The sequence below is a fragment of the Bradyrhizobium sp. 215_C5_N1_1 genome (assembly GCF_052075935.1).
Taxonomy (GTDB): Bacteria; Pseudomonadota; Alphaproteobacteria; order Rhizobiales; family Xanthobacteraceae; genus Bradyrhizobium; species Bradyrhizobium barranii.
On record NZ_CP197228.1, the window covers coordinates 3,228,238 to 3,253,466 of the forward strand.

26 protein-coding genes are annotated in these 25,229 nt (G+C 63.7%); 20 read left to right on the forward strand and 6 right to left on the reverse strand.

All coding sequences use genetic code 11. The annotated features are described in order from the left end of the window. From AB7G19_RS15120 to AB7G19_RS15140, 5 genes are all read left to right on the forward strand, one after another. Window positions 1-1,404 (forward strand): amidase, encoded by a 1,404-nt coding sequence (locus tag AB7G19_RS15120; RefSeq protein ID WP_354130344.1) that lies wholly within the window; start codon window positions 1-3, stop codon window positions 1,402-1,404. 189 nt (window positions 1,405-1,593) lie between these two features. Next, window positions 1,594-1,725: a hypothetical protein gene (locus tag AB7G19_RS15125; protein ID WP_256468556.1), complete on the forward strand. Its 132-nt coding sequence runs from the start codon at window positions 1,594-1,596 to the stop codon at window positions 1,723-1,725. A 288-nt stretch (window positions 1,726-2,013) separates the two neighbouring features. Then, a complete protein-coding gene (locus AB7G19_RS15130; RefSeq protein ID WP_094184400.1) occupies window positions 2,014-3,594 on the forward strand; it encodes a sugar ABC transporter ATP-binding protein in 1,581 nt (526 codons plus the stop codon). Further along, on the forward strand, window positions 3,591-4,583 hold the full coding sequence (locus AB7G19_RS15135; protein WP_085404257.1) for an ABC transporter permease: 993 nt from the start codon (window positions 3,591-3,593) through the stop codon (window positions 4,581-4,583). Before AB7G19_RS15130 ends, AB7G19_RS15135 begins: the two co-directional genes overlap by 4 nt. A gap of 105 nt (window positions 4,584-4,688) precedes the next feature. Continuing rightward, window positions 4,689-5,840, forward strand: coding sequence for a substrate-binding domain-containing protein (locus tag AB7G19_RS15140; protein ID WP_085404258.1), 1,152 nt, complete (start codon window positions 4,689-4,691; stop codon window positions 5,838-5,840). Window positions 5,841-5,920: 80 nt separating this feature from the next. Here AB7G19_RS15140 and AB7G19_RS15145 read toward each other — a convergent pair whose 3' ends face one another. Then, window positions 5,921-6,715: a DeoR/GlpR family DNA-binding transcription regulator gene (locus tag AB7G19_RS15145; RefSeq protein WP_085404259.1), complete on the reverse strand. Its 795-nt coding sequence runs from the start codon at window positions 6,713-6,715 to the stop codon at window positions 5,921-5,923. 340 nt (window positions 6,716-7,055) lie between these two features. Between AB7G19_RS15145 and deoC the strand changes: the two genes are divergently transcribed. From deoC to AB7G19_RS15195, 10 genes are all read left to right on the forward strand, one after another. After that, complete coding sequence (gene deoC / locus AB7G19_RS15150; RefSeq protein ID WP_245344240.1) at window positions 7,056-7,973, forward strand: deoxyribose-phosphate aldolase; 918 nt, start codon at window positions 7,056-7,058, stop codon at window positions 7,971-7,973. Window positions 7,974-7,975: 2 nt separating this feature from the next. Next, window positions 7,976-10,366: an aldehyde dehydrogenase family protein gene (locus tag AB7G19_RS15155; protein WP_085404260.1), complete on the forward strand. Its 2,391-nt coding sequence runs from the start codon at window positions 7,976-7,978 to the stop codon at window positions 10,364-10,366. 83 nt (window positions 10,367-10,449) lie between these two features. Then, window positions 10,450-10,905: an RbsD/FucU family protein gene (locus AB7G19_RS15160; RefSeq protein WP_014494077.1), complete on the forward strand. Its 456-nt coding sequence runs from the start codon at window positions 10,450-10,452 to the stop codon at window positions 10,903-10,905. 5 nt (window positions 10,906-10,910) lie between these two features. Continuing rightward, window positions 10,911-11,834 (forward strand): ribokinase, encoded by a 924-nt coding sequence (gene rbsK, locus AB7G19_RS15165; RefSeq protein WP_085404261.1) that lies wholly within the window; start codon window positions 10,911-10,913, stop codon window positions 11,832-11,834. A gap of 7 nt (window positions 11,835-11,841) precedes the next feature. After that, a complete protein-coding gene (locus tag AB7G19_RS15170; RefSeq protein WP_063982329.1) occupies window positions 11,842-12,717 on the forward strand; it encodes a carbohydrate ABC transporter permease in 876 nt (291 codons plus the stop codon). Continuing rightward, complete coding sequence (locus AB7G19_RS15175) at window positions 12,714-13,751, forward strand: carbohydrate ABC transporter permease (protein ID WP_085404262.1); 1,038 nt, start codon at window positions 12,714-12,716, stop codon at window positions 13,749-13,751. The genes AB7G19_RS15170 and AB7G19_RS15175 overlap by 4 nt, the downstream gene beginning before the upstream one ends. Window positions 13,752-13,800: 49 nt before the next feature. Beyond that, window positions 13,801-15,240 (forward strand): extracellular solute-binding protein, encoded by a 1,440-nt coding sequence (locus AB7G19_RS15180; RefSeq protein WP_306326732.1) that lies wholly within the window; start codon window positions 13,801-13,803, stop codon window positions 15,238-15,240. A gap of 83 nt (window positions 15,241-15,323) precedes the next feature. After that, a complete protein-coding gene (locus tag AB7G19_RS15185; protein ID WP_085404263.1) occupies window positions 15,324-16,415 on the forward strand; it encodes an ABC transporter ATP-binding protein in 1,092 nt (363 codons plus the stop codon). A 260-nt stretch (window positions 16,416-16,675) separates the two neighbouring features. Further along, window positions 16,676-17,497 carry a helix-turn-helix domain-containing protein gene (locus AB7G19_RS15190; RefSeq protein ID WP_085404264.1) on the forward strand — a complete coding sequence of 274 codons (822 nt, stop codon included), beginning with the start codon at window positions 16,676-16,678 and terminating at the stop codon, window positions 17,495-17,497. A 76-nt stretch (window positions 17,498-17,573) separates the two neighbouring features. Next, entirely contained in the window at window positions 17,574-18,239 is a 666-nt protein-coding gene (locus AB7G19_RS15195) for a DsbA family oxidoreductase (protein WP_039152160.1), read from the forward strand. A 7-nt stretch (window positions 18,240-18,246) separates the two neighbouring features. On the opposite strand, the gene AB7G19_RS15200 is transcribed toward AB7G19_RS15195, so the two are convergent. Continuing rightward, window positions 18,247-19,416: a GNAT family N-acetyltransferase gene (locus tag AB7G19_RS15200; protein WP_354130343.1), complete on the reverse strand. Its 1,170-nt coding sequence runs from the start codon at window positions 19,414-19,416 to the stop codon at window positions 18,247-18,249. Window positions 19,417-19,573: 157 nt separating this feature from the next. Between AB7G19_RS15200 and AB7G19_RS15205 the strand changes: the two genes are divergently transcribed. Both AB7G19_RS15205 and AB7G19_RS15210 read left to right on the forward strand, forming a co-directional pair. Then, window positions 19,574-20,002 (forward strand): YeeE/YedE family protein, encoded by a 429-nt coding sequence (locus AB7G19_RS15205; RefSeq protein WP_085404266.1) that lies wholly within the window; start codon window positions 19,574-19,576, stop codon window positions 20,000-20,002. A 5-nt stretch (window positions 20,003-20,007) separates the two neighbouring features. Next, entirely contained in the window at window positions 20,008-20,475 is a 468-nt protein-coding gene (locus AB7G19_RS15210; RefSeq protein WP_085404267.1) for a DUF6691 family protein, read from the forward strand. A 59-nt stretch (window positions 20,476-20,534) separates the two neighbouring features. Here AB7G19_RS15210 and AB7G19_RS15215 read toward each other — a convergent pair whose 3' ends face one another. Both AB7G19_RS15215 and AB7G19_RS15220 read right to left on the reverse strand, forming a co-directional pair. Beyond that, window positions 20,535-20,864: a hypothetical protein gene (locus AB7G19_RS15215; protein WP_028152664.1), complete on the reverse strand. Its 330-nt coding sequence runs from the start codon at window positions 20,862-20,864 to the stop codon at window positions 20,535-20,537. A 114-nt stretch (window positions 20,865-20,978) separates the two neighbouring features. Continuing rightward, window positions 20,979-21,383, reverse strand: coding sequence for a hypothetical protein (locus AB7G19_RS15220; protein ID WP_085404268.1), 405 nt, complete (start codon window positions 21,381-21,383; stop codon window positions 20,979-20,981). 151 nt (window positions 21,384-21,534) lie between these two features. Between AB7G19_RS15220 and AB7G19_RS15225 the strand changes: the two genes are divergently transcribed. Further along, window positions 21,535-21,759 (forward strand): hypothetical protein, encoded by a 225-nt coding sequence (locus AB7G19_RS15225; protein WP_085404269.1) that lies wholly within the window; start codon window positions 21,535-21,537, stop codon window positions 21,757-21,759. Then, a complete protein-coding gene (locus AB7G19_RS15230) occupies window positions 21,760-23,808 on the forward strand; it encodes a pyrroloquinoline quinone-dependent dehydrogenase (protein WP_085404270.1) in 2,049 nt (682 codons plus the stop codon). Between the two features lie 46 nt (window positions 23,809-23,854). Here AB7G19_RS15230 and AB7G19_RS15235 read toward each other — a convergent pair whose 3' ends face one another. Beyond that, on the reverse strand, window positions 23,855-24,097 hold the full coding sequence (locus tag AB7G19_RS15235) for a PilZ domain-containing protein (protein WP_071917354.1): 243 nt from the start codon (window positions 24,095-24,097) through the stop codon (window positions 23,855-23,857). A gap of 184 nt (window positions 24,098-24,281) precedes the next feature. Between AB7G19_RS15235 and AB7G19_RS15240 the strand changes: the two genes are divergently transcribed. After that, complete coding sequence (locus AB7G19_RS15240; RefSeq protein ID WP_014494092.1) at window positions 24,282-24,575, forward strand: HdeA family protein; 294 nt, start codon at window positions 24,282-24,284, stop codon at window positions 24,573-24,575. Between the two features lie 123 nt (window positions 24,576-24,698). Here the strand turns inward: AB7G19_RS15240 and AB7G19_RS15245 are convergent, their stop codons facing one another. Beyond that, window positions 24,699-25,163 carry a PaaI family thioesterase gene (locus AB7G19_RS15245; protein ID WP_085404271.1) on the reverse strand — a complete coding sequence of 155 codons (465 nt, stop codon included), beginning with the start codon at window positions 25,161-25,163 and terminating at the stop codon, window positions 24,699-24,701. Between the last annotated feature and the right edge of the window lie 66 nt (window positions 25,164-25,229).

Consider the following 25,229-nt stretch of genomic DNA (forward strand, 5'->3'; position numbering starts at 1 on the left):
ATGTCAGCAGATCCAATTCACTACAAGTCGATCATCGAAATCTCCGAGCTGTTCCGCCGCGGCGAGCTTCTACCTTCGAAAGTGACCGAGGTGATGCTGGGCCGGATCGCGAAGCTCGATCAGAAGTTTCACGGCTACGCGCTCGTCCTCGCCGAGCGGGCCATGGCGCAGGCGAAGCGCTGTGACGCCGAGCTTGCCAAGGGCATCTGGCGCGGGCCGCTGCACGGCATGCCGATCGGATTGAAGGATCTCTGCTACACCACTTTCGCGCCGACCGCTGGAGGTACCACGATCCACGCTAGGTTCGTTCCCTCCTTCAACGCGACGATCGTGGACCGGCTCGAACACGCCGGCGCCGTCACGCTCGGCAAGCTAAAAATGACCGAGGGCGCCTATACGAGCCATCATCCCGACGACCAGGCGCCGCTCAATCCCTGGGGGACCGATTACTGGGTCGGCTCCTCCTCAAGCGGATCGGGCGTGGCCACTTCGGCGGGACTTTGCTTCGGCTCGATCGGCAGCGACACCGGCGGCTCGATCCGGTTTCCGTCGGCGACGTGCGGGCTGACCGGGATCAAGCCCACTTGGGGACGTGTGAGCCGCCACGGCGTCTTCCCGCTGGCTGACTCTCTCGACCATGTCGGGCCGATGTGCCGGACCGCAGCCGATGCCGCGGCCATGCTCGGCGTCATCGCGGGCGCAGACGTCAATGATCCGACCGCCCTTCAGGCGCCGGTGCCGAACTATCTGGCGGGGATCGGTGACGGCGTGCGAGGCTTACGGATTGGCGTGGACCGCAGCTACACGCAGGACGGGATCGATCCGCAGGTGGTCGCCGCCTTGCTGGAAGCGGAGCGTACGCTTGCGGACCTCGGTGCCGATATTCGTGAGGTCAAGTTCCCAGCTTACGAGAAGCTCGTGAGCATGTGGATTCCGATGTGCTCCATCGAGACCGCAGAGGCGCATCTCGAGACCTATCCGTCGCGGAAGTCGGAATACGGTCCGGATCTGGCGCAGCTGATCGAGCAGGGCAGATCGATCAGCGGCCTCGAGATCGCTCAGATCCATCATGAGCGGTTGAAGTTCTGCGGCAGCCTCGCGGCGCTGTTCGGCGATATTGACCTGCTCCTGATTCCCACCATGCCCGTTCCGATCCCAACGCTGACCAAGATGGGCGAATACGGCGCCGATCCGAACGTGCTGCTCAGCATCCTGCGCTTTACGGCGGTATTCGACTTCTCGGGCAGCCCGACCATCACGCTACCGAACGGCATGGCGGCGGACGGGTTGCCTCTCAGCATGCAGCTCGTCGGCCCGCATCTGTCCGAAGATACGCTTGCCCGCGCCGGGTATGCTTTCCAATCAGTGACAGATTGGCACACCCGACGCGCCCTTGGCGAATGAAGATCTTCGGAATTCTAGGGTGCCTATCCGAAAATCAATCATGGGGCGAGTTCAGAGAGGGGAGACGCTGAGCACGTCGAAACGAAAATTCGTCAGCGAAACTGATGGCCACGACCCTCGGCACGGTGTTCGAGTGGTACGACTTCGATCTGGCTCCAGCCGGTGAGCAGCCCGCGCCACCGGACGCGAGTGCTCCGCAACGTAGACGACGGCACCGCCATATTCGCCGCCGCATCGTCGGTCGGGCTGGCGCTCTCCATCGCGGTCATCATCGGGAGGCAGAACGTCATGAGCGAGGCCGATTTCAAGGCCTGGGGATAGCGCGCTCCCCATTTGATGATCGGGTGCTTGCCGCCAGGACCGAATGGAGCGCGTCGTGAAGCCTTGGTCCGTTCCTGATGTTGAACAGATCCGCGCTGGGAAGGCCGGCTGTCTCTACTGACGTTCGCAACCGCACAAATCGAGATAGGGCCAGGGTTAGATCCGGCCCGGCGACGTGATCCGCCATTGACAGGTCGGCGGAGATGATAGAATTATAACAGGATAAGTTGCAAAAATAACAATATGTCACCATCGTACCAGCGTCTAGCGGGGCGACGGGAGGAAAGTTTGGAACTGTCCGGTTCGGTTGCAGCAGAACCTCGGTCGTCGGCCTCGCTTGTGATGGTCAGTGGCATCAACAAGCGCTTCGGCGGCGTGCGAGCGCTGCGTGACGTCAACCTCGAGGTCCGCGCCGGCGAGGTCCATGCGCTACTGGGCGAGAACGGCGCGGGAAAATCTACCCTGATCAAGATTCTCAGTGGTGTTCATGCCCTCGACAGCGGCACGATCGAGATCGCCGGCAGGCCGGTGGAATTCGACAGCCCGGCGAAGTCGCGCGAGGCGGGGATCGCTGTCGTTTATCAGGATCTCAGCCTCGTCGAATCCCTGAGCGTTGCGGACAATCTGTTGCTCGGCCGTGAGCCGCGTGCGCGTTTCGGCTTCGTCCGGCAGCGCGCGCTGATGGCCAAGGCCGAGGCGTTCCTGAACGCGCTCGGCATTCCCCTGGATGCGAGTGCGGCTGTCGGCTCGCTGCCTTTCGCCTATCGCCAGATGACGGAGATCGCCAAGGCGCTGATGGGCGAGGTCCGGCTTCTGATCCTCGACGAGCCGACCTCCTCGCTGACATCGGATGAGGTCCGGATCCTGTTCGATGCGATCGGGAAGGCGACGCGCCGCGGAGTCGGCGTGATCTATGTGACCCATCGGCTCAATGAGGTGTTCGAGATCTCGCAGCGCGTCACGGTGCTGCGCGATGGCGCTAACGCAGGCACGTTTGTCACAGCCGAGACCGACATGAAGCGGCTGGTGAACGCGATCGTCGGAACCGATCGATCGGCACCCACGGGCCCGCGCACCGAACCTGTCGCGAAGCGTGAATTGGATCCGTCGCCGGTTCTGTCGCTGTCCGACGTGTCCAACGACCGGCTTCGTGCCGTCGATCTGTCCGTGCTGAAGGGCGAGATCCACGGCCTCGCCGGATTGATCGGCAGCGGCCGCACGGAGATTTTGGAGACAGTGTTTGGCCTCCGGCCGCTCGAGAGCGGCGCAATCGAGATCGAGGGCCGGGGATGGCTGCCGAGAGGGCCTGCCGATGCGATCGAGCAGGGCATCGCGCTGGTGCCGGAAGACCGGCATGTGCAGGGTCTGGTCCTGGACCATTCGATCGAGCGAAACGTCACCTTGCCGCGAATTCCCCATTTCTCGCGCTGGGGCTGGATGCAGCAACGCGCCGCCGCCAGGCGTGCGGAAACCGCGGTCGCCAGGCTTTCGGTGAAAGCGCCAGGCGCGTTCAGCCTGGTCAGGACGCTCTCCGGCGGCAACCAGCAAAAGGTCGTGTTCGGAAAATGGAATGATCCGCGGCCGCGCGTGCTGCTCCTGGATGAACCGACGGTCGGCGTCGACGTGGGCGCACGCGAGGAAATCTATGCCGTGATCCGGAATGCCGTCCGCGACGGCAGCGGGGTCCTGGTCGTCTCGTCCGATCTCGTCGAATTGATCGAGCTCTGCGACCGCATCTCCGTGATCGTCAACGGGCGTGTAGCTCGTACGCTGTCGCGCGGCGAGATCGATGATGCCGAAGAGCTGCATCATCTCCTCCAGATGTACCAGGCCTCCGGGCCGGGCCACTTGCAAGAGCTTCCCGCATGACTGAACTGACTGCTCCCAACGTGGTCGCCTCGTCGACCCCATCTGATCGCCGCCGCAAGATTCTCCAGAATTTGCTGCGGGGCGAGCGGCCGTACATGCTGTACATCGCCTTCGTGATCCTGCTGGTCGTGTTCAGCCTGTCTTCGCCCTGGTTTCTCTCGGTCGACAATTTCCTGAACATCGGGCGCCAGACCACGCTGGTGTCGATCATCGCAGTCGGCATGACCTTTATTATCATCGCGCGTCAGATCGATCTGTCGGTTGCCTCGACGCTGGCGCTGTCGGGCATGGCGGCCGCTCTCGCGATGAGCCAGATCAACAACAGCTGGATCGTGGGGGCCGTGGCCGGGCTCGGCACCGGTGCGCTGGTCGGGCTGCTCAATGGCATCCTGACCACGCAGCTATCGATCCCGTCATTCCTGGTGACGCTGGGCTCACTGAGCATGGCGCGGGGACTGGCGATGATGGTGACCAACACCAAGCCGGTGATCATCACCAACGAGACCTATTTCGCGATCTTTGGCGAAGGCACGTTCCTCGGCATACCGGTTCCGATCGCCTGGACTTTGGCGGCGATGATTATCGGCATCCTGCTGCTGCACTATAACGTGTTCGGCCGGCGCATCTATGCGGTCGGCGGCAACCCGACTGCGGCGCTCTATTCCGGCATCAACACCAAACGGGTCACGACTGCAGCCTTCGTCCTGACCGGCACGCTGGCTGGTCTCGCGGCGCTGGTGCTGTCAGCGCGCTCACACGCCGCGCGGCCCGACGTCGTGCAGGGAATGGAGCTAGACGTCATCGCCGCGGTGATCCTCGGCGGCTGCAGCCTGTTCGGCGGGCGCGGCTACATCCTTGGAACACTGTTCGGCAGCTTGATCATCGGCACGCTCAACAACGGCCTTGTTCTGCTCGGCGTGAGCTCGCCGATGCAGCTCGTGATCAAGGGCGCGATCATCGTTGCCGCGGTTGCTTTCACGAAACGCTAGTCGACGTCCGGCGCGACGCATGAACAACAAGTTCATCGCGCTGCGCGGGTAGGGGCAAGGTCGCTGGCCCTCCGGTGAATCGGCGACCAAAAAATGGAGGAAACAATGAAATCAATCTTGCGACAATCCTTGCCTTTGACTGCGTTGGTGGCCGCTGCCGCCCTCTCGATGATCCCGTCGGCTCGCGCCGAAGTGCCCGCGACCTGCGTCAAGGGTGTCGATCTCGCGAAGCTCGGGCCGAAGTCGATCGTCGGCCAGGGACCCCACGGCGAAAAGGCGGCTTCCCCCGAGGTGCTCGCGCTGTCGGAGGCCGACGCCGCCAAGATCAAGGAGAAGAACTTCAAGGTCGGCATCTCCATGCAGACGGTCAACCTCGACTGGTCGCAGCTCCAGATCCAGGGCATCACCGACACGCTGAAGAAGTACGGCGTGACGGTGACGGGCGTCGCGTCCGCCGAATATCAGGTGGACAAGCAGATCGCCGATATCGAGAACACGATCCAGCAGCATCCGGACGGCATCATTTCGATTCCGGTCGATTTCACCGCGACCGCGCCGACCTACAAGAAGATCGCCAAAGCCGGCATCAAGCTCGTGCTGATGGACAGCATCCCGACTGGTCTGAAGCATCCCGAGGAATATGCGACGATGGTCTCGGCCGATAGCCAGGGCAATGGCCAGATCGCGGCACAGATCCTGGCGTCCTGCGTGGCGCAGGGCGGCACCATCGGTCTCGTCAATTTCGGCGTCGACTATTTCAGCACCAACGAGCGCACCAAGGGCGTGCGGGAGTGGATGAAAGCAAACCGCCCTGACATCAAGATGAAGCAGGTCGACTTCACCGATCCGCCGAAGGTCTCGCAGATCGCGGGCGACTTCCTGACCGGCAATCCCGACGTCAAGGGACTGTACGCGGTGTGGGATCAACCGGCGCTCGACACGCTGAGCTCGATGCGGGCTCAGGGCATCGATATTCCCATGACGACGGTCGACCTCGGTCTGCAATCGGCGATCGAGATTGCCAAGGGCGGGCCGCTGAAGGCGACCGGCTCGCAGCGTCCCTACGACCAGGGCGTCGCCGAGGCGATGGCGATGATGAACGCGCTGCTGGGTAAGGAAACGCCTGGCTGGATCGGTGTGCAGTCGCTGCCGGTGACGCAGTCGAATGTGCTGGAGTCCTACAAGACCGTATTCAAGAAGGACCCGCCGGCCGAGCTGACGGATGCCTGCAAAAAGGCGAAGCCCGCCTGCAACTAGCCTGAAACAGCGATGCGCGATCCACCGAGACCGCGCATCGCTCAGCAAGCCTGATCCGGGCGAACCAGCCCCCGTCCGGATCAGGCCGTGCTGGTGACGTATTCGACGGGAAGGCTGCGGAAGTGCTTGCGCGTGTCTGCCGACACGGAGCCACCGACGATGATCCGCGAGAATGAGCTGACGTCGGAGAAAAACGCCGGCTTGAGGCTGCCGAGCTTGCTGGCGTCGACCACGAGGATGCTCTCCATCGCGGTAGCGATGACGGCCTGCTTGATGGCGACTTCGTGAAAATTCGAGCAGCTGGCGCCGCGGGTCCAGTGCAGGCCGCCGGCCGAGATGAAAGCCTTGTTCACCCCGAGCCGCCGCAGGTAGGACAGGCCGTCATCCGACGAGAACGACTGCGACGACGGATGGTAGAGCCCGCCCATCAACATCACCTGCGTCGCTGGCCGGTGGGTGACGATCGAGGCGACGTTCAGCGAATAGCAGATCACCGAAAGAGGCATGTCCTCAGGCAGGCAATCCGCCAGCGACTGCATCGTGGTGCCGCAGTCGATGAAGATGGTGTCACCTTCCTTGATCGAGGCGGCTGCGGATCGGCAGGCGAGGCGCTTGTCCTGCGTGTGCTGGTCGATTTCCTGCTCGAATGTGTACTTGATCCCGGTCGGCGACGCCGCGTTGACGACGTAGCCGCCGAGCAGGGCGAGCGCCGCCTCGGGCCCGGCAAGGTCGCGCCTGACCGTCATCTCCGACACCTTCAGCAGCTCTGCGGCGTCCTTCAGATGCAGTGCGCCGCTCGTCTCGACGGCGCGTCGCAGCCGTTGCAGCCGTTGGACGCGGGTCTCGCTGGGGCGTGCGGTCGGTGTTTCAGTCATTTTCGTCACCGAGCTTGCTTATCCGGTTGACAATGATCTTACAATGATGTGAGTTTAGCAACGTCAATCTGTTACAATAATAACATTTGGCCCGAAGGGTGTTTCGCTGTCGGCGACGGGAGGCAGCAGATGCGCCGGCGGCCAAGGGATGGGAGGATCGCATGTTGCAATCGGCACATTCAGTCTATCTGCCGTTTCAGCCGATTCGCTAGCATTGCGCGGCGTACCGATGGCGCAGGGCGTCTTGATATCAAATCCATCCGCGGTGCCGGCGCAGCCCCATGCGCGGGATCACAATCATCCGCATCCGATCGCGCGCAACAGCGGCCGCGCGCTCGAGATGGACTGGGTCGACGATATCCGGATCAATCTGTCCGCCGCCGAGCGCCGCGTTGCGAGCCTGCCGGGCCGGCGCACCGTCAAGAAGGACGCGCAGGCGGCGTGGTTGCTCAAGGCGATCACCTGCATCGACCTGACGACACTCAACGGCGACGATACGGCCGAACGGGTGAAGCGCCTCTGTGCCAAGGCGAGGGCCCCGATACGAAGTGACCTCCTCGAGGCACTCGGTTTTGCCGGGCGCCGGCTGCACACGGGCGCGATCTGCGTCTATCACCGCTTCGTCGCAACCGCGGTCGAAGCGCTCGATGGGTATGACATTCCGGTCGCTGCGGTTTCGACCGGATTTCCGGCAGGCCTCGTGCCTCACGATCTGAAGCTCAAGGAGATCGAGGCGTCCGTCAGGGACGGTGCGCAGGAGATCGACATCGTCATCACGCGTGAGCATGTGCTGACCGGAGATTGGCGCGCTCTCTACGCCGAGGTCCGGGATTTCCGCGCAGCCTGCGGCGATGCGCATCTGAAGACGATCCTCGCAACCGGCGACCTCAAAACGCTGCGCAACGTCGCCAAGGCGTCGATGGTCTGCATGATGGCCGGCGCGGACTTCATCAAGACCTCCACCGGCAAGGAAGGCGTCAATGCCACGCTGCCGGTGACGCTGGCGATGCTGCGCATGATCAGGGTCTATGAGGAGCGGACCGGCTTCAAGATAGGCTTCAAGCCGGCCGGCGGAATCTCGACGGCGAAGGATGTGCTCAACTACCAGTTCCTGATGAAGGAGGAGTTGGGACGCGATTGGCTCGAGCCGGATCTGTTCCGCGTCGGCGCCTCGAGCCTGCTCGCCGACATCGAGCGCCAGCTCGAGCATCACGTCACCGGCCGCTACTCGGCCTTCAACCGTCATCCCGTGGGCTGAGCATGAGTATCGCACATTACTTTGAGACCATGGATTATGGTCCCGCTCCCGAGGCGGACGGCGAGGCGCGCGCCTGGCTGAAGCGGCACGACGCGACGTTTGGGCATTTTATTGCCGGTAAATTCGTCGCGCCGGCTTCGGGCAAGCATCTGACGACGATCGAGCCAGCCACCGGAAAGACGCTGGCCAAGATCGCGCAAGGCATCGCAGCGGATGTCGAGGCTGCAGTCGGCGCCGCGCGATCGGCGCAGTCGTCATGGGCAAAGCTCGGTGGTCACGGTCGTGCCCGTCATCTCTATGCGCTGGCGCGCATGCTGCAACGTCATGCTCGTCTGTTCTCGGTATTGGAAGCGATTGACAATGGCAAACCGATCAGGGAAACCCGCGATCTCGACGTGCCGCTCGCCGCGCGCCACTTCCTGTATCACGCCGGCTGGGCACAATTGCAGGACCGCGAATTCGCCGACCATGTCCCGGTCGGTGTGATCGGCCAGATCATCCCCTGGAACTTTCCGCTGCTGATGCTGGCCTGGAAGATCGCGCCCGCGCTGGCGACCGGCAACACCGTGGTGCTGAAACCGGCAGAGTTCACGTCACTCACCGCGCTGCTGTTCGCCGAGCTCGCGGCGGAAGCCGGCCTGCCGCCCGGCGTGTTGAATGTGGTGACGGGTGATGGCGCCACCGGCGCGTTGCTGGTCGAAAATCCCGGTGTCGACAAGATCGCCTTCACGGGGTCGACCGAGGTCGGGCGGTTGATCCGTCAGTCGACCGCAGGCAGCGGGAAGTCGCTGACGCTCGAGCTCGGCGGCAAGTCGCCGTTCATCGTGTTCGACGACGCCGACATCGATGGCGCCGTGGAAGGCGTGGTCGATGCGATCTGGTTCAACCAGGGCCAGGTCTGTTGTGCCGGATCGCGGCTTCTGCTGCAGGAAGGGATCGCAGAGACATTCCGCAAGCGCCTCATCCGCCGCATGGAGACGCTGCGCGTGGGTCCGCCGCTCGACAAGGCGATCGACATGGGCGCGGTGGTCGCACCGGTGCAGCTCGAGCGGATCAAGGCGCTGGTCGAAACCGGCGTCAAGGAGGGCGCCGAGAAGTATCAGGCGCCGGGGCCGATCCCCGCTGAGGGATGCTTCTATCCCCCGACCTTGCTTTGGAACGTACATCCGTCATCGACCGTGGCGATCGAGGAGATCTTTGGCCCGGTGCTGGTCGCGATGACGTTCCGCACGCCGGACGAGGCGGTGATGCTCGCCAACAACACGCGCTATGGCCTTGCCGCCAGCGTGTGGAGCGAGACCATCGGGCTGGCGCTCGATATCGCGCCGAAGCTTCAGGCCGGCGTGGTCTGGGTCAATGCGACCAATTTGTTCGATGCCTGCGTCGGCTTCGGCGGCTATCGCGAGTCCGGCTTCGGTCGCGAGGGCGGCCGGGAAGGTCTCTACGAATATCTCAAGCCGAAAGCCTGGAGCGGGCGGAAGGCGCGGGCGAAGGTGCCGCCGCCATCCCCGGCGGCTTCTAACGACGGCGCCGGATTTGGCACGCCGTCGATCGACCGAACCGCCAAGCTGTTCGTCGGCGGCAAGCAGGTTCGTCCCGACGGAAATTATTCGCGCGCGGTGCTGTCGCCGAAGGGGAAGCACCTCGGCGAAGCCGGCGAGGGCAATCGCAAGGATATCCGTAACGCGGTGGCCGCCGCGCGCTCGGCCGAGGGGTGGGCGCGGGCGACGACGCATAATCGCGCCCAAATCCTCTACTACCTTGCCGAGAATCTGTCCGCGCGTGGCGACGAGTTCGCCCGGCGCGTCGGTGATATGACCGGCGTTTCGCCCGCCAAGGCGCGCGCGGAGGTCGAGGCGAGTATCGAACGGCTGTTCAGCTATGGGGCCTGGGCCGACAAATACGAGGGGACGATCCATGCACCGCCGTTGCGCGGCGTGGCGCTTGCCATGCACGAGCCGATCGGCGTGGTCGGGGTGGCCTGTCCGGACGAGGCCCCGTTGCTGGGCTTCATCAGCCTGGTGGCACCGTTGATTGCGATGGGCAACCGCGTCGTCGCCGTCCCAAGTGAGCGGCATCCGCTTGCAGCGACCGATTTTTATCAGGTGCTGGAGACGTCGGATGTGCCGGCAGGCGTCGTCAATATCGTCACCGGCGAGCGCGATGCGCTCGCGAAGGTCCTTGCCGAGCATGACGACGTCGATGCGCTCTGGGTGTTCGGTTCGCAGGAGGCCTCGACTGCTGCGGAGCGGCTGTCGATCGGCAACCTCAAGCGCACGCTGGTCGACCACGGGCTGGCGCTCGATTGGTACGACCGGGTGGCGAGCGAAGGTCCGATCCTGCTCCGCCACGCGGTGCAGGTGAAGAACATCTGGATTCCCTATGGCGACTAAAGACGTCACCTTGCGGTGATACGGGTTGGCATCCGGACCATCAGAGTTCGGGCGATTTTTTGAAGACAAGGGAGGGACGCAACATGCTCAAGGGCATCAATCCACTGCTCAATGCCGACGTGCTTTACGCCTTGCGCGCAATGGGGCACGGGGACCGCCTCGTGGTGTGCGACACCAATTTTCCTGCCGACTCCATCGCGCGCCAGACCGTGTTCGGCGAGCTGCTTCGCATCGACAACGTCAGTACGGCAAAGGCGATCGAAGCCATCCTCTCGGTGCTGCCGCTCGATACGTTCGTCGACGATGCCGCGATCCGCATGGAGATTGTTGGCCAGCCCCAGGAGGTGCCGCCGGTGCAGCGCGAGGTGCAGGCCGCGATCGACCGCGCCGAGGGACGCTCCTGGCCGCTGGTCGGGGTCGAGCGCCATGCCTTCTATGAAAAGGCCAAGACGGCCTACTGCGTGATCGCCACGGGAGAGCGGCGCTTCTACGGCTGCTTCCTGTTTTCCAAGGGCGTCATCGCGCCGGACGGAGAGTAACGACCATGAGCAAGACTGGCGTCGCAGTGCTCGGCATCTTCGTCGTCGATCTGGCCTTCCGGGCCGGCAACATGCCCGCGATCGGTGAAACGATCGCCGGCTCGGGATTTGCCATGGGACCAGGCGGCAAGGGGTCGAACCAGGCCGTGGCCGCTGCGCGCGCAGGCGCAGACGTGACCTTCATCTCCCGGATCGGCCGCGACGCCTTCGGTGATCTTGCCATCAAGACGTGGGAAACCGAGGGCATTCGACCGCGCGTCGCCAGGACTTCGGAGGCGCCGACCGGCGCGGCCTTCATCTATGTCCACGAGACACGCGGCGACAACGCCATCATCGTGGTGAGCGGAGCGGCCGACGGTCTCAGCCCCAGCGACGTCGACGCGGCGGCGGATGCGATCCGCACCAGCCGCGTCTTCGTGACCCAGCTCGAGCAACCGGTCGCGGCCGCGCAACGCGGGCTCGAGATCGCGCGCGCTGCGGGGAGCATCACCGTGTTCAACCCGGCACCTGCGGTCAAATTCGACGATGGCCTGTTTGCCTTGTGCGACTACGTCGTTCCCAATGAGACCGAGGCGGAAGCGCTGACGGGGATCGCGGTGAGCGATCTTGCCGGCGCCCGCCGCGCCGGCGAAGCGTTGGTGGCCAAGGGAGCGGGCACCGCGCTGATCACGCTCGGCGAACGCGGGGCGCTGTTTCACGGGCGAGATCGCTCGCTACACGTGCCCCCGTTCGCCGCCGGCAAGGTGGTCGAAACCGCGGGCGCGGGCGACGCATTCGTCGGCGGCTTCGCTGCAGCGCTTGCGGGCGGCGCCGATCCCCTGGAAGCGGCGCGCTTCGGTTCCGCCACGGCGGGGATTTCCGTGACGCGCGCGGGGACTGCGCCTGCCATGCCGCGGCGCGCTGAGATTGAAGCCCTGTTGAAGGGATGATCTGCTCATGATGCGGAACGATCCGATCAAGCATGTCTTCATCTGGCCGGCGGTGCTCGTCGTGCTGGCGATCTCGATCTTTCCGCTGATCTATTCGTTGACCACGAGCTTCCTCAGCTATCGCCTGGTTCCGCCGATCCCGCCGCGGGTCGTGTGGTTCGGCAATTATGCTACGCTCCTGCAAGAGCCGCGCTTCTGGAATGCGATCTTCACGACGACGCTGATCGCGTTCATTGCCGTCGGGTTGCAATACGTGATCGGGTTTGGCGTTGCGCTCGCGCTGAACGCGCGCGTTCCGGGCGAACGGCTATTTCGCGTTGCCTTGCTGCTGCCCATGCTTCTGGCCCCGGTTGCCGTCGCGCTTGTTGCTCGCATGATCTTCAATCCGACCATGGGGCCGCTCAACCAGTTCCTGTCCATGTTCGGCATGGCGAACCTGCCGTTCCTCACCAACGGTCATTGGGCGCTCGCCTGCATCATCGCTGTCGAGATCTGGCAGTGGACCCCGTTCGTCATCCTGATGATGCTGGCTGGCCTGCAAACGCTCCCCGAAGATGTTTACGAGGCGGCCGAGCTCGAGAACGCCAGCGCCTGGCAACAGTTCTGGGGCATCACCTTTCCGATGATGCTGCCGATCTCCGCCGCGGTCGTCTTCATCCGCCTGATCGAGAGCTACAAGATCATGGACACCGTATTCGTGATGACGGGCGGCGGACCGGGTGTGGACACCGAGACCCTGACGTTGTTCGCCTATCAGGAGGGTTTCAAGAAGTTCAATCTCGGCTACACGTCGGCGCTCAGCTTCCTGTTCCTGATCGCCATCACGATCATTGGCGTCACTTATCTGGCGCTGCTGCGGCCGCATCTGGAGAAGCGCCGATGAGCGGGCAGGGCCTTACCGGACTGTCGCGCTGGAGCCGCCGCCTGGTCGCGGCCGGTGTCTTCGCATGGTGCCTGATCACGGCGTTTCCGCTCTATTGGGTGGTCGTGACGGCGTTCAAGACCCCGCCGGGCGTGGTCGGCGGCCCGACCTATATTCCGTTCGTCGATTTCACGCCGACCCTGCAGCCCTTCATTGATCTCTATCAGGGTATCCGTGGCGAGTTCTTCCGGACCTTTTTGAACTCGACAATCGTTGGCTTGTCGGCGGCAGCGATCGCGACTGCCGTCGGCGCAATGGCGGCCTATGCGCTGGTGCGGTTCGAATTCAGGGTGCGCTTCGGCGCCGGCCTGATCTTCTTCCTGCTCGCGCTCGGCGGCTATCTGCTGTTCAACAATTCGCTCGGATTCACCCGCGCGCAGGCGCTGCTGCTGGCGTTCCCGATCGCGCTTGCCGCTGCAATCCTGGCCAACCGCCTGCCGCTGCCGGGGCCGATCCTCGGCAATGAAGACATCCTGTTCTGGTTCGTCAGCCAGCGCATGTTTCCGCCGATCGTCACGGCTTTCGCGCTGTATCTCCTCTACAGCGAAATCGGCCGGCTCGGCTTCCAGCTCATCGACAGCTTTGTCGGCCTGACGCTGTGCTACGTCGCGTTCTCGCTGCCGATCGTGGTCTGGCTGATGCGCGACTTTTTCGAGGCCATTCCGATCGAGGTCGAAGAAGCTGCGATGGTCGACAACGTGCCAAGTTGGCGCATCTTCCTCGGCATCGTGGTGCCGATGTCGATGAACGGACTGCTGGCGACTTTCATGATCACGCTCGCCTTCGTCTGGAACGAGTTCCTGTTCGCGCTGTTCCTGACCAATTCCAGATGGCAGACGCTGCCGATCCTGGTGGCAGGACAGAACAGCCAGCGCGGCGACGAATGGTGGGCGATCTCGGCCGCGGCGCTCGTCGCCATCATTCCGATGATGATCATGGCAGGTCTGCTCAGCCGCATGATGCGGTCGGGCCTGCTGCTCGGAGCAATCAAATAACAAAAACCTATGTAGGGAGGACTGGACGATGTTGCGACGGACGTTTCTGATGCTGACCACCTCGCTCGCGATGGCTTGCACCGCGAGCCAGGCGAACGCTGCTTGTAGCCCGGATTACTCCGGCGTCACCCTGACTGTGGCGTCGCAGACCGGACCGTATATCGCCTCCGCGCTCAAGCTCGGTGCGGACGAATGGACCAAGAAGACCTGCGGCAAAGTCAATGTGGTCGAGTTCCCCTGGTCGGAGCTCTACCCGAAGATCGTTACATCGCTTACCGGATCTGACGCGACGTTCGATCTGGTCAGCTTTGCGCCGGCCTGGCTGCCCGACTTCGTCACCTATCTCAGCGAGATGCCGAAAGAGATGCAGTCCGGCAAGGATTGGGACGATGTCGAGCCGGCCTACCGCGAGCGCCTGATGGTGTGGGAAGGCAAGATCTATTCGCAATCGATGGACGGCGACGTTCACACCTACACCTATCGCACCGACCTGTTCAGCGATCCCAAGGAGAAGGACGCCTTCAAGGCCAAGTACGGCTACGACCTGGCGCCGCCAAAGACCTGGAAGCAATATCTCGACATCGCGGAGTTCTTTCAGCGCCCCGACAAGGGACTCTGGGGCACGGCGGAGGCCTTCCGTCGCGGTGGCCAGCAGTTCTGGTTCTTCTTCAGCCACGCGGCGGCCTATACCAACAACCCGAACTATCCGGGCGCGATGTTCTTCGACCCCGAAACGATGGATGCCCAGATCAACAATCCGGGCTGGGTGAAGGGATTGGAGGAATATATTCGCGCTTCCAAGCTTGGCCCGCCCAATGCGCTGAACTTTTCGTTCGGCGAGGTCAATGCCGCCGTGGCCGGCGGCCAGGTGGCCGAGTCGATCGGTTGGGGCGACACCGGCGTGATCGCGGCCGACCCCAAGCAATCGAAGATTTCCGGCAAGGTGGGCTCTGCGGTGCTGCCCGGCTCTGACGAGATATGGAACGCCAAAACCAAGAAGTGGGACAAGTTTCCGGCAGTGCTGCCGGCACCCTTCATGGCGTTCGGAGGCTGGCAGATTGCCGTGCCAAAGGTGGGCAAGAACCAGCAGGCGGCATGGGATTTCGTCAAGACGCTGACAAGCCCTGAAGTCTCCGGCAAGGCCGCGATTACCGGTGGCACGGGTGTCAACCCATACCGCAAGTCGCACACCACGAATCTGGAGTTGTGGAGCAAGATCTTCTCGCCGACGGAAGCCAAGGAATATCTCGGCGCCCAGGCCGACTCCATTAACGGCAAGAACGTTGCGCTCGACATGCGTTTGCCCGGCTATTTCTCCTACACCGAGGTTGTGGAGATTGAGCTTGGCAAGGCGCTGGCCGGCCAGACCACGCCGCAGGCCGCGCTGGACGCGGTCGCGAAGGAATGGAATCGCCTGACCGATGAGTTCGGCCGCGCGAAGCAACTCGCCGCCTATCGCGCGGCGATGGGCCTCTCACCGAAGAACTAGCTTCCGCGGAGACTGCCCCGGATGATGCGTGAGCATCATCCGGGCTTTGTTGGCCGTCGATATAGGGACGGAAAAAGGAATCCATGGCGCACGTCGAGATCGAGAACGTCAGCAAGGCATATGGGCCCTACAAGATCATCGAGGGGCTTAATCTGAGTGTGGCCGACGAGGAGTTTGTCGTGCTTGTCGGACCGTCCGGCTGCGGCAAGACCACGACGTTGCGCATGATAGCGGGACTGGAGACGGTCACCAGTGGAACCATTCGTATCGGTAATCGCGATGTGACGCAGCTGCGCCCAGGCTTGCGTAATTGCGCGATGGTGTTCCAGAATTATGCGCTCTATCCGCATATGACTGTTGGTGAGAATATCGGCTACGGCATGAAGGCGCGGGGCGAGTCGCGCGCCAATATCGCGAAAGCCGTCGAGGACGTGGCGCGGGTTCTCGACCTCGAGCAATACGTGGACCGTCGGCCCAAGCAGCTCTCCGGTGGGCAGCGTCAGCGCGTGGCGATCGGCCGTGCCATCGTGCGCAGCCCGGACGTGTTTCTGTTCGACGAGCCATTGTCAAACCTCGACGCCAAACTCCGCATCGAGATGCGGACCGAGATCAAGGCATTGCATCGCCGTCTCGCCAAGACGATCGTTTATGTCACACACGATCAGGTCGAAGCTATGACCATGGCCGATCGGGTCGTGGTGATGAATCGCGGCCGCATCGAGCAGGCGGCTGATCCGATCACGATCTATGAGAAACCAAGCAATCTCTTCGTCGCGGGCTTCATGGGCGCGCCCAGCATGAATTTCATCCACGGGGAGATTGCCGCTCGCGACGGTGCACTGATCTTCACCGAACCCTCGGGTACGGCGTTGAGATTGCCGAAATCCCGAGAGGCGGCCTATGCAGGGAGCATCGGCAAGCCGGTTGTGCTCGGCGTGCGGCCCGACCACGTGCTGCGGCAAGATGCGCCACCGGGCTCCTCCGTCCGCATGATGGTGAAAGACGTGGAGCCGCTCGGGCCGCATACTCTCGTGATTGGAACCGTGGGCGCATTTCCATTCACGGCGCAGATGCAAGTCGGTGTTTCTGCGGCGCCGGATTGCCCAATAGATGTCGCGATCGATCTGGAGCGAACGCACCTTTTCGACAAGGTTTCCGGGAAGGCCGTTTCATAGTCGGCGGTCCTCTGGCGGTGCAGGTAATCCCAAATCTGTACTTCCAGCGTACGCATGCCTCATCGCGGTCACTTGCGATGCGGCGAGCTCGCAGGTGATGCGGGCGACGTTGCACCCTTCTTCGCAAACTTTGCTCGTCCGGTATTGGTGTCGAGCAGAGTCTGCGAAAAGAGATTAAGCGATTTCAGCTGGTTACATGCCAATATTCATTACCTCGCGGGTAATGGAAGGGCTGAGATCCGCATGCTAGGTTTTCGAGCATGAACGCACATGCATCTACGGCACAGGCCGAACGCAGCCAGCCCGTCCATATCGGCGACCATTTGCGCGAATGGCGGCAACGCCGCCGCATGAGCCAGCTCGATCTGGCGGGCGAGGCCGAGATTTCCGCGCGGCATTTGAGCTTCGTCGAGACCGGCCGCGCTGCGCCCTCGCGCGACATGGTGCTCAGGCTCGCCGAACGTCTCGAGGTACCCTTGCGCGAACGCAACGTGCTGCTGGTCGCGGCCGGCTATGCGCCGGCGTTTCCGCAGCGCCCGCTGGAGGATCCCGCCTTGAAATCAGCTCGCCAGGCGATCGACCTCGTTCTCAGGGCGCATGAGCCCAATCCGGCGCTGGCCTATGACCGGCACTGGAATCTGGTTTCCGCCAACCGCATGGTGGCGCCGCTGCTCGAAGGCATCCCGCAGCGGCTGCTCGGTCAGCCCTTCAACGTGCTGCGGCTCGCGTTTCACCCTGAAGCGCTGGCGCCGCGCACGGTCAATCTCGCGGAATGGTGCGGGCATCTGCTGGAGCGGCTGCACCGGCAATGCGAGGCAACGGCCGATCCTGAGCTGATCAAGCTCTACAACGACCTCAAGAGCTATCCCATCCCGGCGCGCTCGGGGCCGCTGTCGAGCGACAATGTCGCGATTCCCTTCAAGCTGCGCCATGGCGGAGAGATACTAAGTTTCTTCTCCACCACCATGGTGTTCGGCACACCTGTGGACATCACGCTGTCGGAGCTGGCGCTGGAGACATTCTTCCCGGCGGACGAGCGCACCGCCGAGCGGCTGAAGCAGATGGCAGCAGCTATGACCTAGCGCCCTTGCCTCGGGGCGGGTTCTGCTTATCTTCGGCTTATCTTGGGTCAAACCCGCATCGCCCGAAGGAGGCGCTATGAGCACGTTGAAACCGCTCCAGATCGATGTCGTCTCCGACGTGGTGTGCCCCTGGTGCTATATCGGCAAGCACCGGATCGAGAGCGCGCTGGCGCTCGTGCCCGACGTTCCCGTCAAACTCAATTTCCGTCCTTTTTTCCTCAATCCGTGGGTGCCGCGCGAGGGCATCAGCCGCGAGGACTATCTCACCACCAAGTTCGGCTCGGTCGAAGCCTATAAGGGCATTGCCGGCCGCGTCGTCGCGGCTGCAAGCGAGGAGGGCCTTGTCTACAAGCCCGAGCTGGTCGCGCGCCAGCCCAACACCACCGACTGTCACCGCCTCATCCTCTGGGCCGAGGCGATCGGCAAGGCGCCCGAGATGAAGCAGCGGCTGATGGAGCTGTATTTCCGCGACGGCGGCGACCTCACTGACGTGAACGTGCTGGTGCAGGCGGCCGCCGATGTCGGCCTCGATGCCGACGACGTGCGCAAGCGCCTCGCCACCGACGAGGACGTCGCACGCGTGTCGGCCGACGCGCAGGAGGCCGCCGAGAAGGGCATCTCCGGCGTGCCGACCTACGTGTTCGCGCAGAAATACGCCGTCTCCGGCGCGCAGGATCCGAACCTGCTCGCCCGCGCCATTCGCGAGGTCTCGGCGGAGATCAACGCGCAGGCGGCAGAGTAGCTTTCGCTTATTTGCGGAGCAGACGCACCACGCGTCGCGCGCCGTCGTGCGCGACGTTGAGGCCAACCAGCGCCGCGTGAATGATCGCGACGACAGGATCGTGACGCCGCAGCGGAATCAGCACGTCGCCGATGGCAAAGCGCCCGCGCCAGATCGGGTTGATCATGGGGTGGTCGGCGCTCGCCGTGGAGTCCGCGCTGGCGATGGCCGGATCGGCGCAGAGATGCCGCGTGAGGTCGAGCGTGAGCTGCACGCCCGGCGAATATCTTGCAAAGCGTTCGTCGATACCGAGCTTGAAGAAGAAGGCGCGGTCCTGGTGGCGTAGCACGATGCCGGCCGCCACCGGCGTCGTGCCAGCGCGCAGCGTGATGACCTCGCACTGCGCGGTCTCTGCCAGCGCAAGAACCGCGCGGCCAATGAAGGTCGCATCGCCCGCATGCTGGATCAGCGCGGTGCCGCGCTTGCCTTTCCAGCCACTGGCCTCGAGTTGCAGGAATGTTTCGAGCGCCGGCCCGATCTCGTTGGGCTTGCGCGCGACCGCGAAGGCGACGGGCCCGTGCTCTTCGAGGCGATGGCGCTGGCGACGCAGCTCCTTGAGCTTCTTGGCGCCGAGCGCTTCATGCAACAGCGTTTCACCATCCTGCGTCGCGTCGAGGCTGGCGCGGATGTAGGAGGAGAGGATACGCGGCTTCAGGCCGTCGCGATTGAGAACGTCCTTGAGCGAACTCATCGCCGCGCCGTCGAGTGCAACGTCGTTGAGCACGAGCGCATGTGCTCCGGCCTCGCGCGCCTGCTGCAACAGGCGCGTGGCCGCTTCGATCGGCGCGTCGCGGTCGATCAGGGGGCTGCACAGGGTGCCATAGGGATGCGCGCTCACCAGCGCGGGCAGGGGGATCTTCCAGGCGCGCCAGAGCGAGACCACCGGCATCAGCCCGATCAGCCGCACCGACGAGCCGTCGAATGCGGGTAGCGCCGAGGCGTCGGTGCGGCCGCGTGCGGCCTCGCTCACGGCGAGCTCCCAGCCCGGCAGGTAGTAGCCGTTCGGCTCGATCACGCGCTGGGCGAGCGCGCGCCATTGGCCGGGATCGATGGACGTGAGGGGGACGAGCGCGCGCGTTGCCGCGGCAGCCCTTGCCGATGCCGGATTGATCGCTGCCTGATGCGCGATATCGACCACGTCCCGTCGTTCCCCGTTCAGAAGGTCATGCTTAGCGCAAAGATTGGAAAATTCCGTTGGGACGCCGCTTCAATTCGAATGGTAATATTAACGTCTCATTGAGCATTCGGGCCGCCGCGGCGTGCCATGATGGAAGCTCTCGACCTGGAGGATCACAATGATCGCCACACCTTTCACGCCGATGGCGTCGCTCCTTGGTGGCGCGTTGATCGGACTGTCCGCCGTGCTCCTGATGTGGGCGACGGGACGGATCGCCGGTGTCAGCGGCATCGCGGCGCGGCTGTTTCCGCCTTACGAGGACCGCGAGTTCGCCGGCCGGCTCGCTTTCGTCGCCGGCCTCGTCGCCGCACCCATCCTGGTGCGCATTGTCAGCGGAAGCCTGCCGGCGCAAACGATCGCGGCGGGAACGCCGGTGCTGATCGTCGCCGGATTGCTCACGGGCTTCGGTGCGGTCTGGGGCAGCGGCTGCACGTCCGGCCATGGCGTCTGTGGCCTGTCGCGGCTGTCGCTGCGATCGCTGGTCGCGACCATCACCTTCATGTCGGCGGGCATTGCCACTGTCTTCGTGATGCGGCACTGGGGCTGACGACGATGGCAATCCTCATCCAATTCGCGATCGGCCTCCTCTTCGGTATCGGGCTCATCGTCTCCGGCATGTCGAATCCGGCAAAGGTGCTGAACTTCTTGGACGTCGCCGGCATTCCCGCCGGAACGTGGGATGCGAGCCTCGCCTTCGTGATGGCGGGTGCTGTCGCGGTAACCTTCATCGGCTTCAGCCGTGTCTTGAAACTCGCGCGACCGTTTTTCGCAGACCGCTTTTACCTTCCGACGCGAAAGGATATCGATTCGAGAGTTATCGCCGGTCCCGCCATCTTTGGCATCGGATGGGGGCTCGCAGGCTTTTGTCCGGGCCCTGCGCTCACCGCGCTCGGATTCGGCTCGGCGTCCGCTTTCATCTTCGTCGCCGCAATGCTTGCCGGCATGGTGCTCGCCCGCTTCGTCGCGCAGCTCCCGTCATCAACGCGCCTCGTCGCGCCGGCCGATCCGCTCGAAACCTGACATGGGCAGGACCGGGCGAGTGGATCTCGTCCGGTCCTGCCCTGTTAGAGCTTCAGTGACTACCAGCGGTCGCCGCCGACACCGACGCCCACGCTGACGCCGGGCGCCCGAATGCCGACGCCGCCGCGCGGACCATCGTCCCAGTCGCGATAGGTGCGGCGCTCGTAATAGCGATCGCGCGGCATGGCGTTGTAGGAGTCGCGCACGATCACGCGCGAGCCGCCACGGGTGCGATAGCAATTGCCGGCGTCATCGCAGACAAGCCGGACTTCCTGAACGAGCTCAGGGTTGGCGTATTCGCTGGTCGTGTAGATGTCCGCGGCCTTCGCGCCGCTCGCCGCAGCGAGGGCGCCGACGCCAGCCAGTAGTGCGATCGTGAATGTCCTCATCGTGTCCTCCTCCGAAACTGCCCTCGGGGGTAACAAGAAGGGGAGGCGGTGATCGTTCCGGGTCGAATTACAGGTTTTTCCCGGAACCGGAGCGCGTGTCGGCGTGATTTGTTCCTAGATCGGCTCGTAGGTTTCCGTCCCGCAGATGTCGTCGGCTTCCGCGCGGCGGCGATCGACCACTTTTCCGCCTGAGATCGTCACGATGTAAATCTGGGTGCCGAGTGTGGAGCCGGTGGCGGAGGTGAGCTGCGCGCTGACGCAGGCGGTCCAGCCCTGTCCCCGCACCTCCCGATGGGGCGGGGCGACGTGCACCTCGCGCGGATAGGACGTGTTGAGGAAGACCACGTTGATCTGCTCGCGGACCACGCGCTTGACGTCGGGGGGCGCTTCGGGTGGCGGCTGCTCGGCTTCCTTCAGGCGCATGAACTCGGGCACCGGCGCGCGGCTGTCGGCGAAGCCGCAAGAACCAAGTGCGAGGGCGCTGGCCAGCAGCGCCGCATGAGCAACAATCCGCAACATCCGTGAAGGTCCCCTGCGGGCCAACAGATAGGCAGGAATGCGATCCGGCAAAGTCCCGGCCGATCAAGATTTGCTGAAATTCCGGCCCTCCGGCATTTGCTATTACGGGATTGCAGGCTAGTTTGTGCCCCAGACGAGGGGGATTGCATCAATGCGGATTTTGGTCATCGCGGCCGCCGTGCTCGCACTAACGGCTGCGTCGGCGCAGGCGCAGGGCCGCAGCAGAGGCCAGCCGAACGAAGCGAAGTCGGACAACAAGCCCAAGGTCGACGAAAAGGCCTACAAGGCCGCGCTCGAGCGCATTCCGGAGCCCAAGGAGAAGTACGACCCGTGGGGCGGAGCCCGTCCGGCTGAACCTGCCAAGAAGCCCAAATAAATGAGGGGGGCGTTGGCGAGCCGTCTATGTCAGTCGGCCGCCGCCATCGTGCTCCTCTTGTTTTCCTCGTGGCCAGGCATCGCCTGGGAGAGCTGGGGTGGCGATCCCGGCGGCTCACGCTTCTCGCCTTTGCGGGAGGTCACGCCCGACAATGTCGACAATCTGGTTCGGGCCTTCGAATTCCATACCGGCGATCTCGCGGCGCGGCCGCCCGAGGTGATGCGGCGAACCAAATTCCAGGCGACACCGTTGTTCGTCGAGGACAGCCTGATCTTCTGCTCGCCCTTCAATGAGGTGATCGCGCTCGATCCCGGCACGGGCGCGCAGAAATGGCGCTTCGATCCGAAGATCGCGACCAATCAGCGGCCCGCCAACCGCTACGTCTGCCGTGGCGTGACCTACTGGATCGACGATGAGGCGCCCGCGAATGCCGCCTGCCGATCGCGCATCTTCATGGGCACGAACGATGTCCGCCTGATCGCGCTCGATGCAAAGACAGGCATTCGCTGCGCCGGTTTCGGCACTGGCGGTGAGGTCAGGCCCGATATCGGCATGAAGCTGGATTGGCCCGGCGAATTCCAGATCACCTCGCCGCCGGCGGTCGGCCGCGGTGTCGTCGTGATTGGCTCCGCGATCGGCGACAACCGCCGCGTCGACGCGCCGAGCGGCGTGGTGCGCGCGTTCGATGCGCGCAGCGGCCAGCCGCGCTGGACCTTCGAGCCGCTCAAGCGCGACCGTGTCGAAGCTGGTCACGCCAATGTCTGGGCGCCGATGTCGGTCGACGCGGCCCGCGGGCTGGTTTTCCTGCCGACATCCTCGCCGTCGCCGGACTTTTGGGGCGGCAAGCGGCCGGGCAACAACGAGCACGCCAATTCGGTGGTCGCGCTGCGCATCGAGACCGGCGAGCTCGTGTGGGCATTCCAGACCGTGCATCACGACGTCTGGGATTACGACCTGGCGTCGCAGCCGACGCTGACGCGTATCGACACCGGAGACGGCCAGCGCGATGTCGTGATTCAGCCGACCAAGCAGGGATTTGTCTTCGTGCTCGACCGCGATACCGGCAAGCCGGTGTGGCCGGTGGAAGAGCGCGTGGTGCCGCAAGGCGGCGCGGAAGGTGAACGACTGTCGCCGACGCAGCCATTCCCGACGCATGTGCCGCCGCTGACATCGCAAAGAATCTCGACTGAGGATGCGCTCTCGCTCCTCCCTGGCCTGGGTCGCTCCGCTTGCGAAAGGCAGTTCGCGGAGGCACGTAACGAGGGGTTGTTCACCCCACCCTCGACGCAAGGCACGGCGGAGTTTCCCTTCACCGGCGGCGGCGTCAACTGGGGTAGCGCAGCCTTCGACCCGGTCAACCAGATCCTCTACGCCAACACCGCCCGCGCCGTTCATCTCATCAAGCTGATCCCGCGTGCGGAGGCCGCTGGATTCGATCCGCCGCCCGGTCATGATTTCGGCCAGCAGAAGGGCGCGCCGTTTGCGATGTCGCGTGCGGTGGTGATGTCGCCGCTCGGGCTTCTTTGCAACAAGCCGCCTTGGGGCGAGATGGTCGCGGTCGATCTGAAGGCCGGCAAGATCCTCTGGCGTTCAACGGTCGGCACCACGGAAGACCTTGCGCCGCTCGGCGTGCCGCTGCCGTGGGGCGCGCCGCTCGTCAACGGGCTCGCAGTCACCGCAGGTGGTCTCGTCTTCACCGGCGCGATGGATGCTTATCTGCGCGCCTTCGATGCGCGAAGCGGCCGGGAGTTGTGGCAAGGCCGGCTGCCGGTGCCCGGCGTCGCCAACCCCATGACCTATCTCTGGAAGGGCGAGCAATATGTCGCGATCGGCGCCGGCGGCCACTCCGAGGTCGGCACCTCGATCGGCGACAGCGTCGTTGCGTTTCGCCTGGCGCGGCCGGGTGAAGGGCCGTCGCTATGGTCGCGCACCATCGATCGTCCGGGCGGACGATTTTGGGTGTCGTCGTCAGCAATTGTGTTCGCGATCATCCTGCTGACCATCGCGAGCCTGCGCTGGCGTCGTCGACGTCGTATAAAGCAAGCATGATGCTGCGTTGTGTATGCGATGCGAACGGTTGTTCACATCGCGCACGCTATCGTACGAAAGCGAGGCCGATGCGCCTGTCATTGCGCCATACGGTGCGGCAATTCCGTACGAAATTGTCGCGCGCGATCGAGAGCGTGAATGATTTCGGCAATATGACGGGGGAATCGAGCTCGATCGCCGCGCCGCCTTCCGACATGTTTCGCACCGTGCACGCGATGCCGCTGCTTTCAAAGGTGATCGTTCCACCCTTGAAAACACGGTAACGCTGCGCTGCACGTTTCTCGATCATCGGCATTAATCCATAACGATGATTGTGAAGTAGTGCATAGAAATTACGTTGAAATAAACTCAATACTGACGCTACTTGCACAGCGCTTCAGACTTCGTTTACGACGTTGGAGCGGTGAGTCACTTCCCGCCGACTTCCCTCACAAGCCCTTCCTTTATGGCGTTACGCGCCGATGGAGATATTGATGAAGACCACGCTTTCGCTTCTGTTCGCCGCAGCGCTCTCGCTGTCATCGATGCCCGCCCACGCCGTCAAGTGGGACCTCTCGACCATGACCTGCAAGCAGTTCCTCGAGAGCGGCGAAGACAACATCGCGGTCGTGCTGACCTGGATGGACGGCTGGTACAAGGGCGACGAGGACAACGCGATCATCGACACCGAGGTGTTCATCGAGAACGCCAAGAAGTTCGGTGCTTATTGCGGAAAGAATCCGACCGTTAGCGTCGTCACCGCGGCTGACGAAATTCTCGGCAAGTAATTCCCGAAGCCGACCGAAGCGCGGACGCAACCGCGCTTCAGTCCCTCGCTTCGATGCGAAATTGATTGGAGAGCCGCGGAGCGCCTTGCGCGCTCACGCGGCTCTCTTCTTTTTGGATGATGCTCAGCCCGGCAGCATCGCGAACGCGCTCGACACCATCGCCACCTGTTTGTTGTCGGTGGCCGAGAGCAGCGTGACGCGGCCAAAACTCATGGTGCGTCCGAGCCGCACCACGCGCGCGTCGGCGAGCACATCCGAGGAGGAGACTGCGCGCATGAAATGCGTGGTCTGGTCGACCGTCGTCATCGGACGATAGCCGCGATTGGCGGCGAGGTTCGCGATCACCATCGCGGTATCGGCAAGCGCCATCAGCGCCTGGCCGCACACCACGCCGCCGTTGCGGCACAGCCGCTCCGAGAATGGCATGCGCAGGAGCGCGCCCGGCTGCCAGTCCGGCTCGTCCGGCGGCGGCAGGTGCTCGAGGCGCTCGACGGCGAGGTTGAGATCCTGGACCCAGGGCGCAAAGACCTCGCCGAGTATGCGTCTGGCCTCAGCGATGCCGAACTGGGCTTCTGGCTGCGATGGCATTGCTGTCGGTCCCCCCCTGTGTTGCCGGATGTTTCGGCCATTCTGCGCGCATCGGCGCGGCAAAGT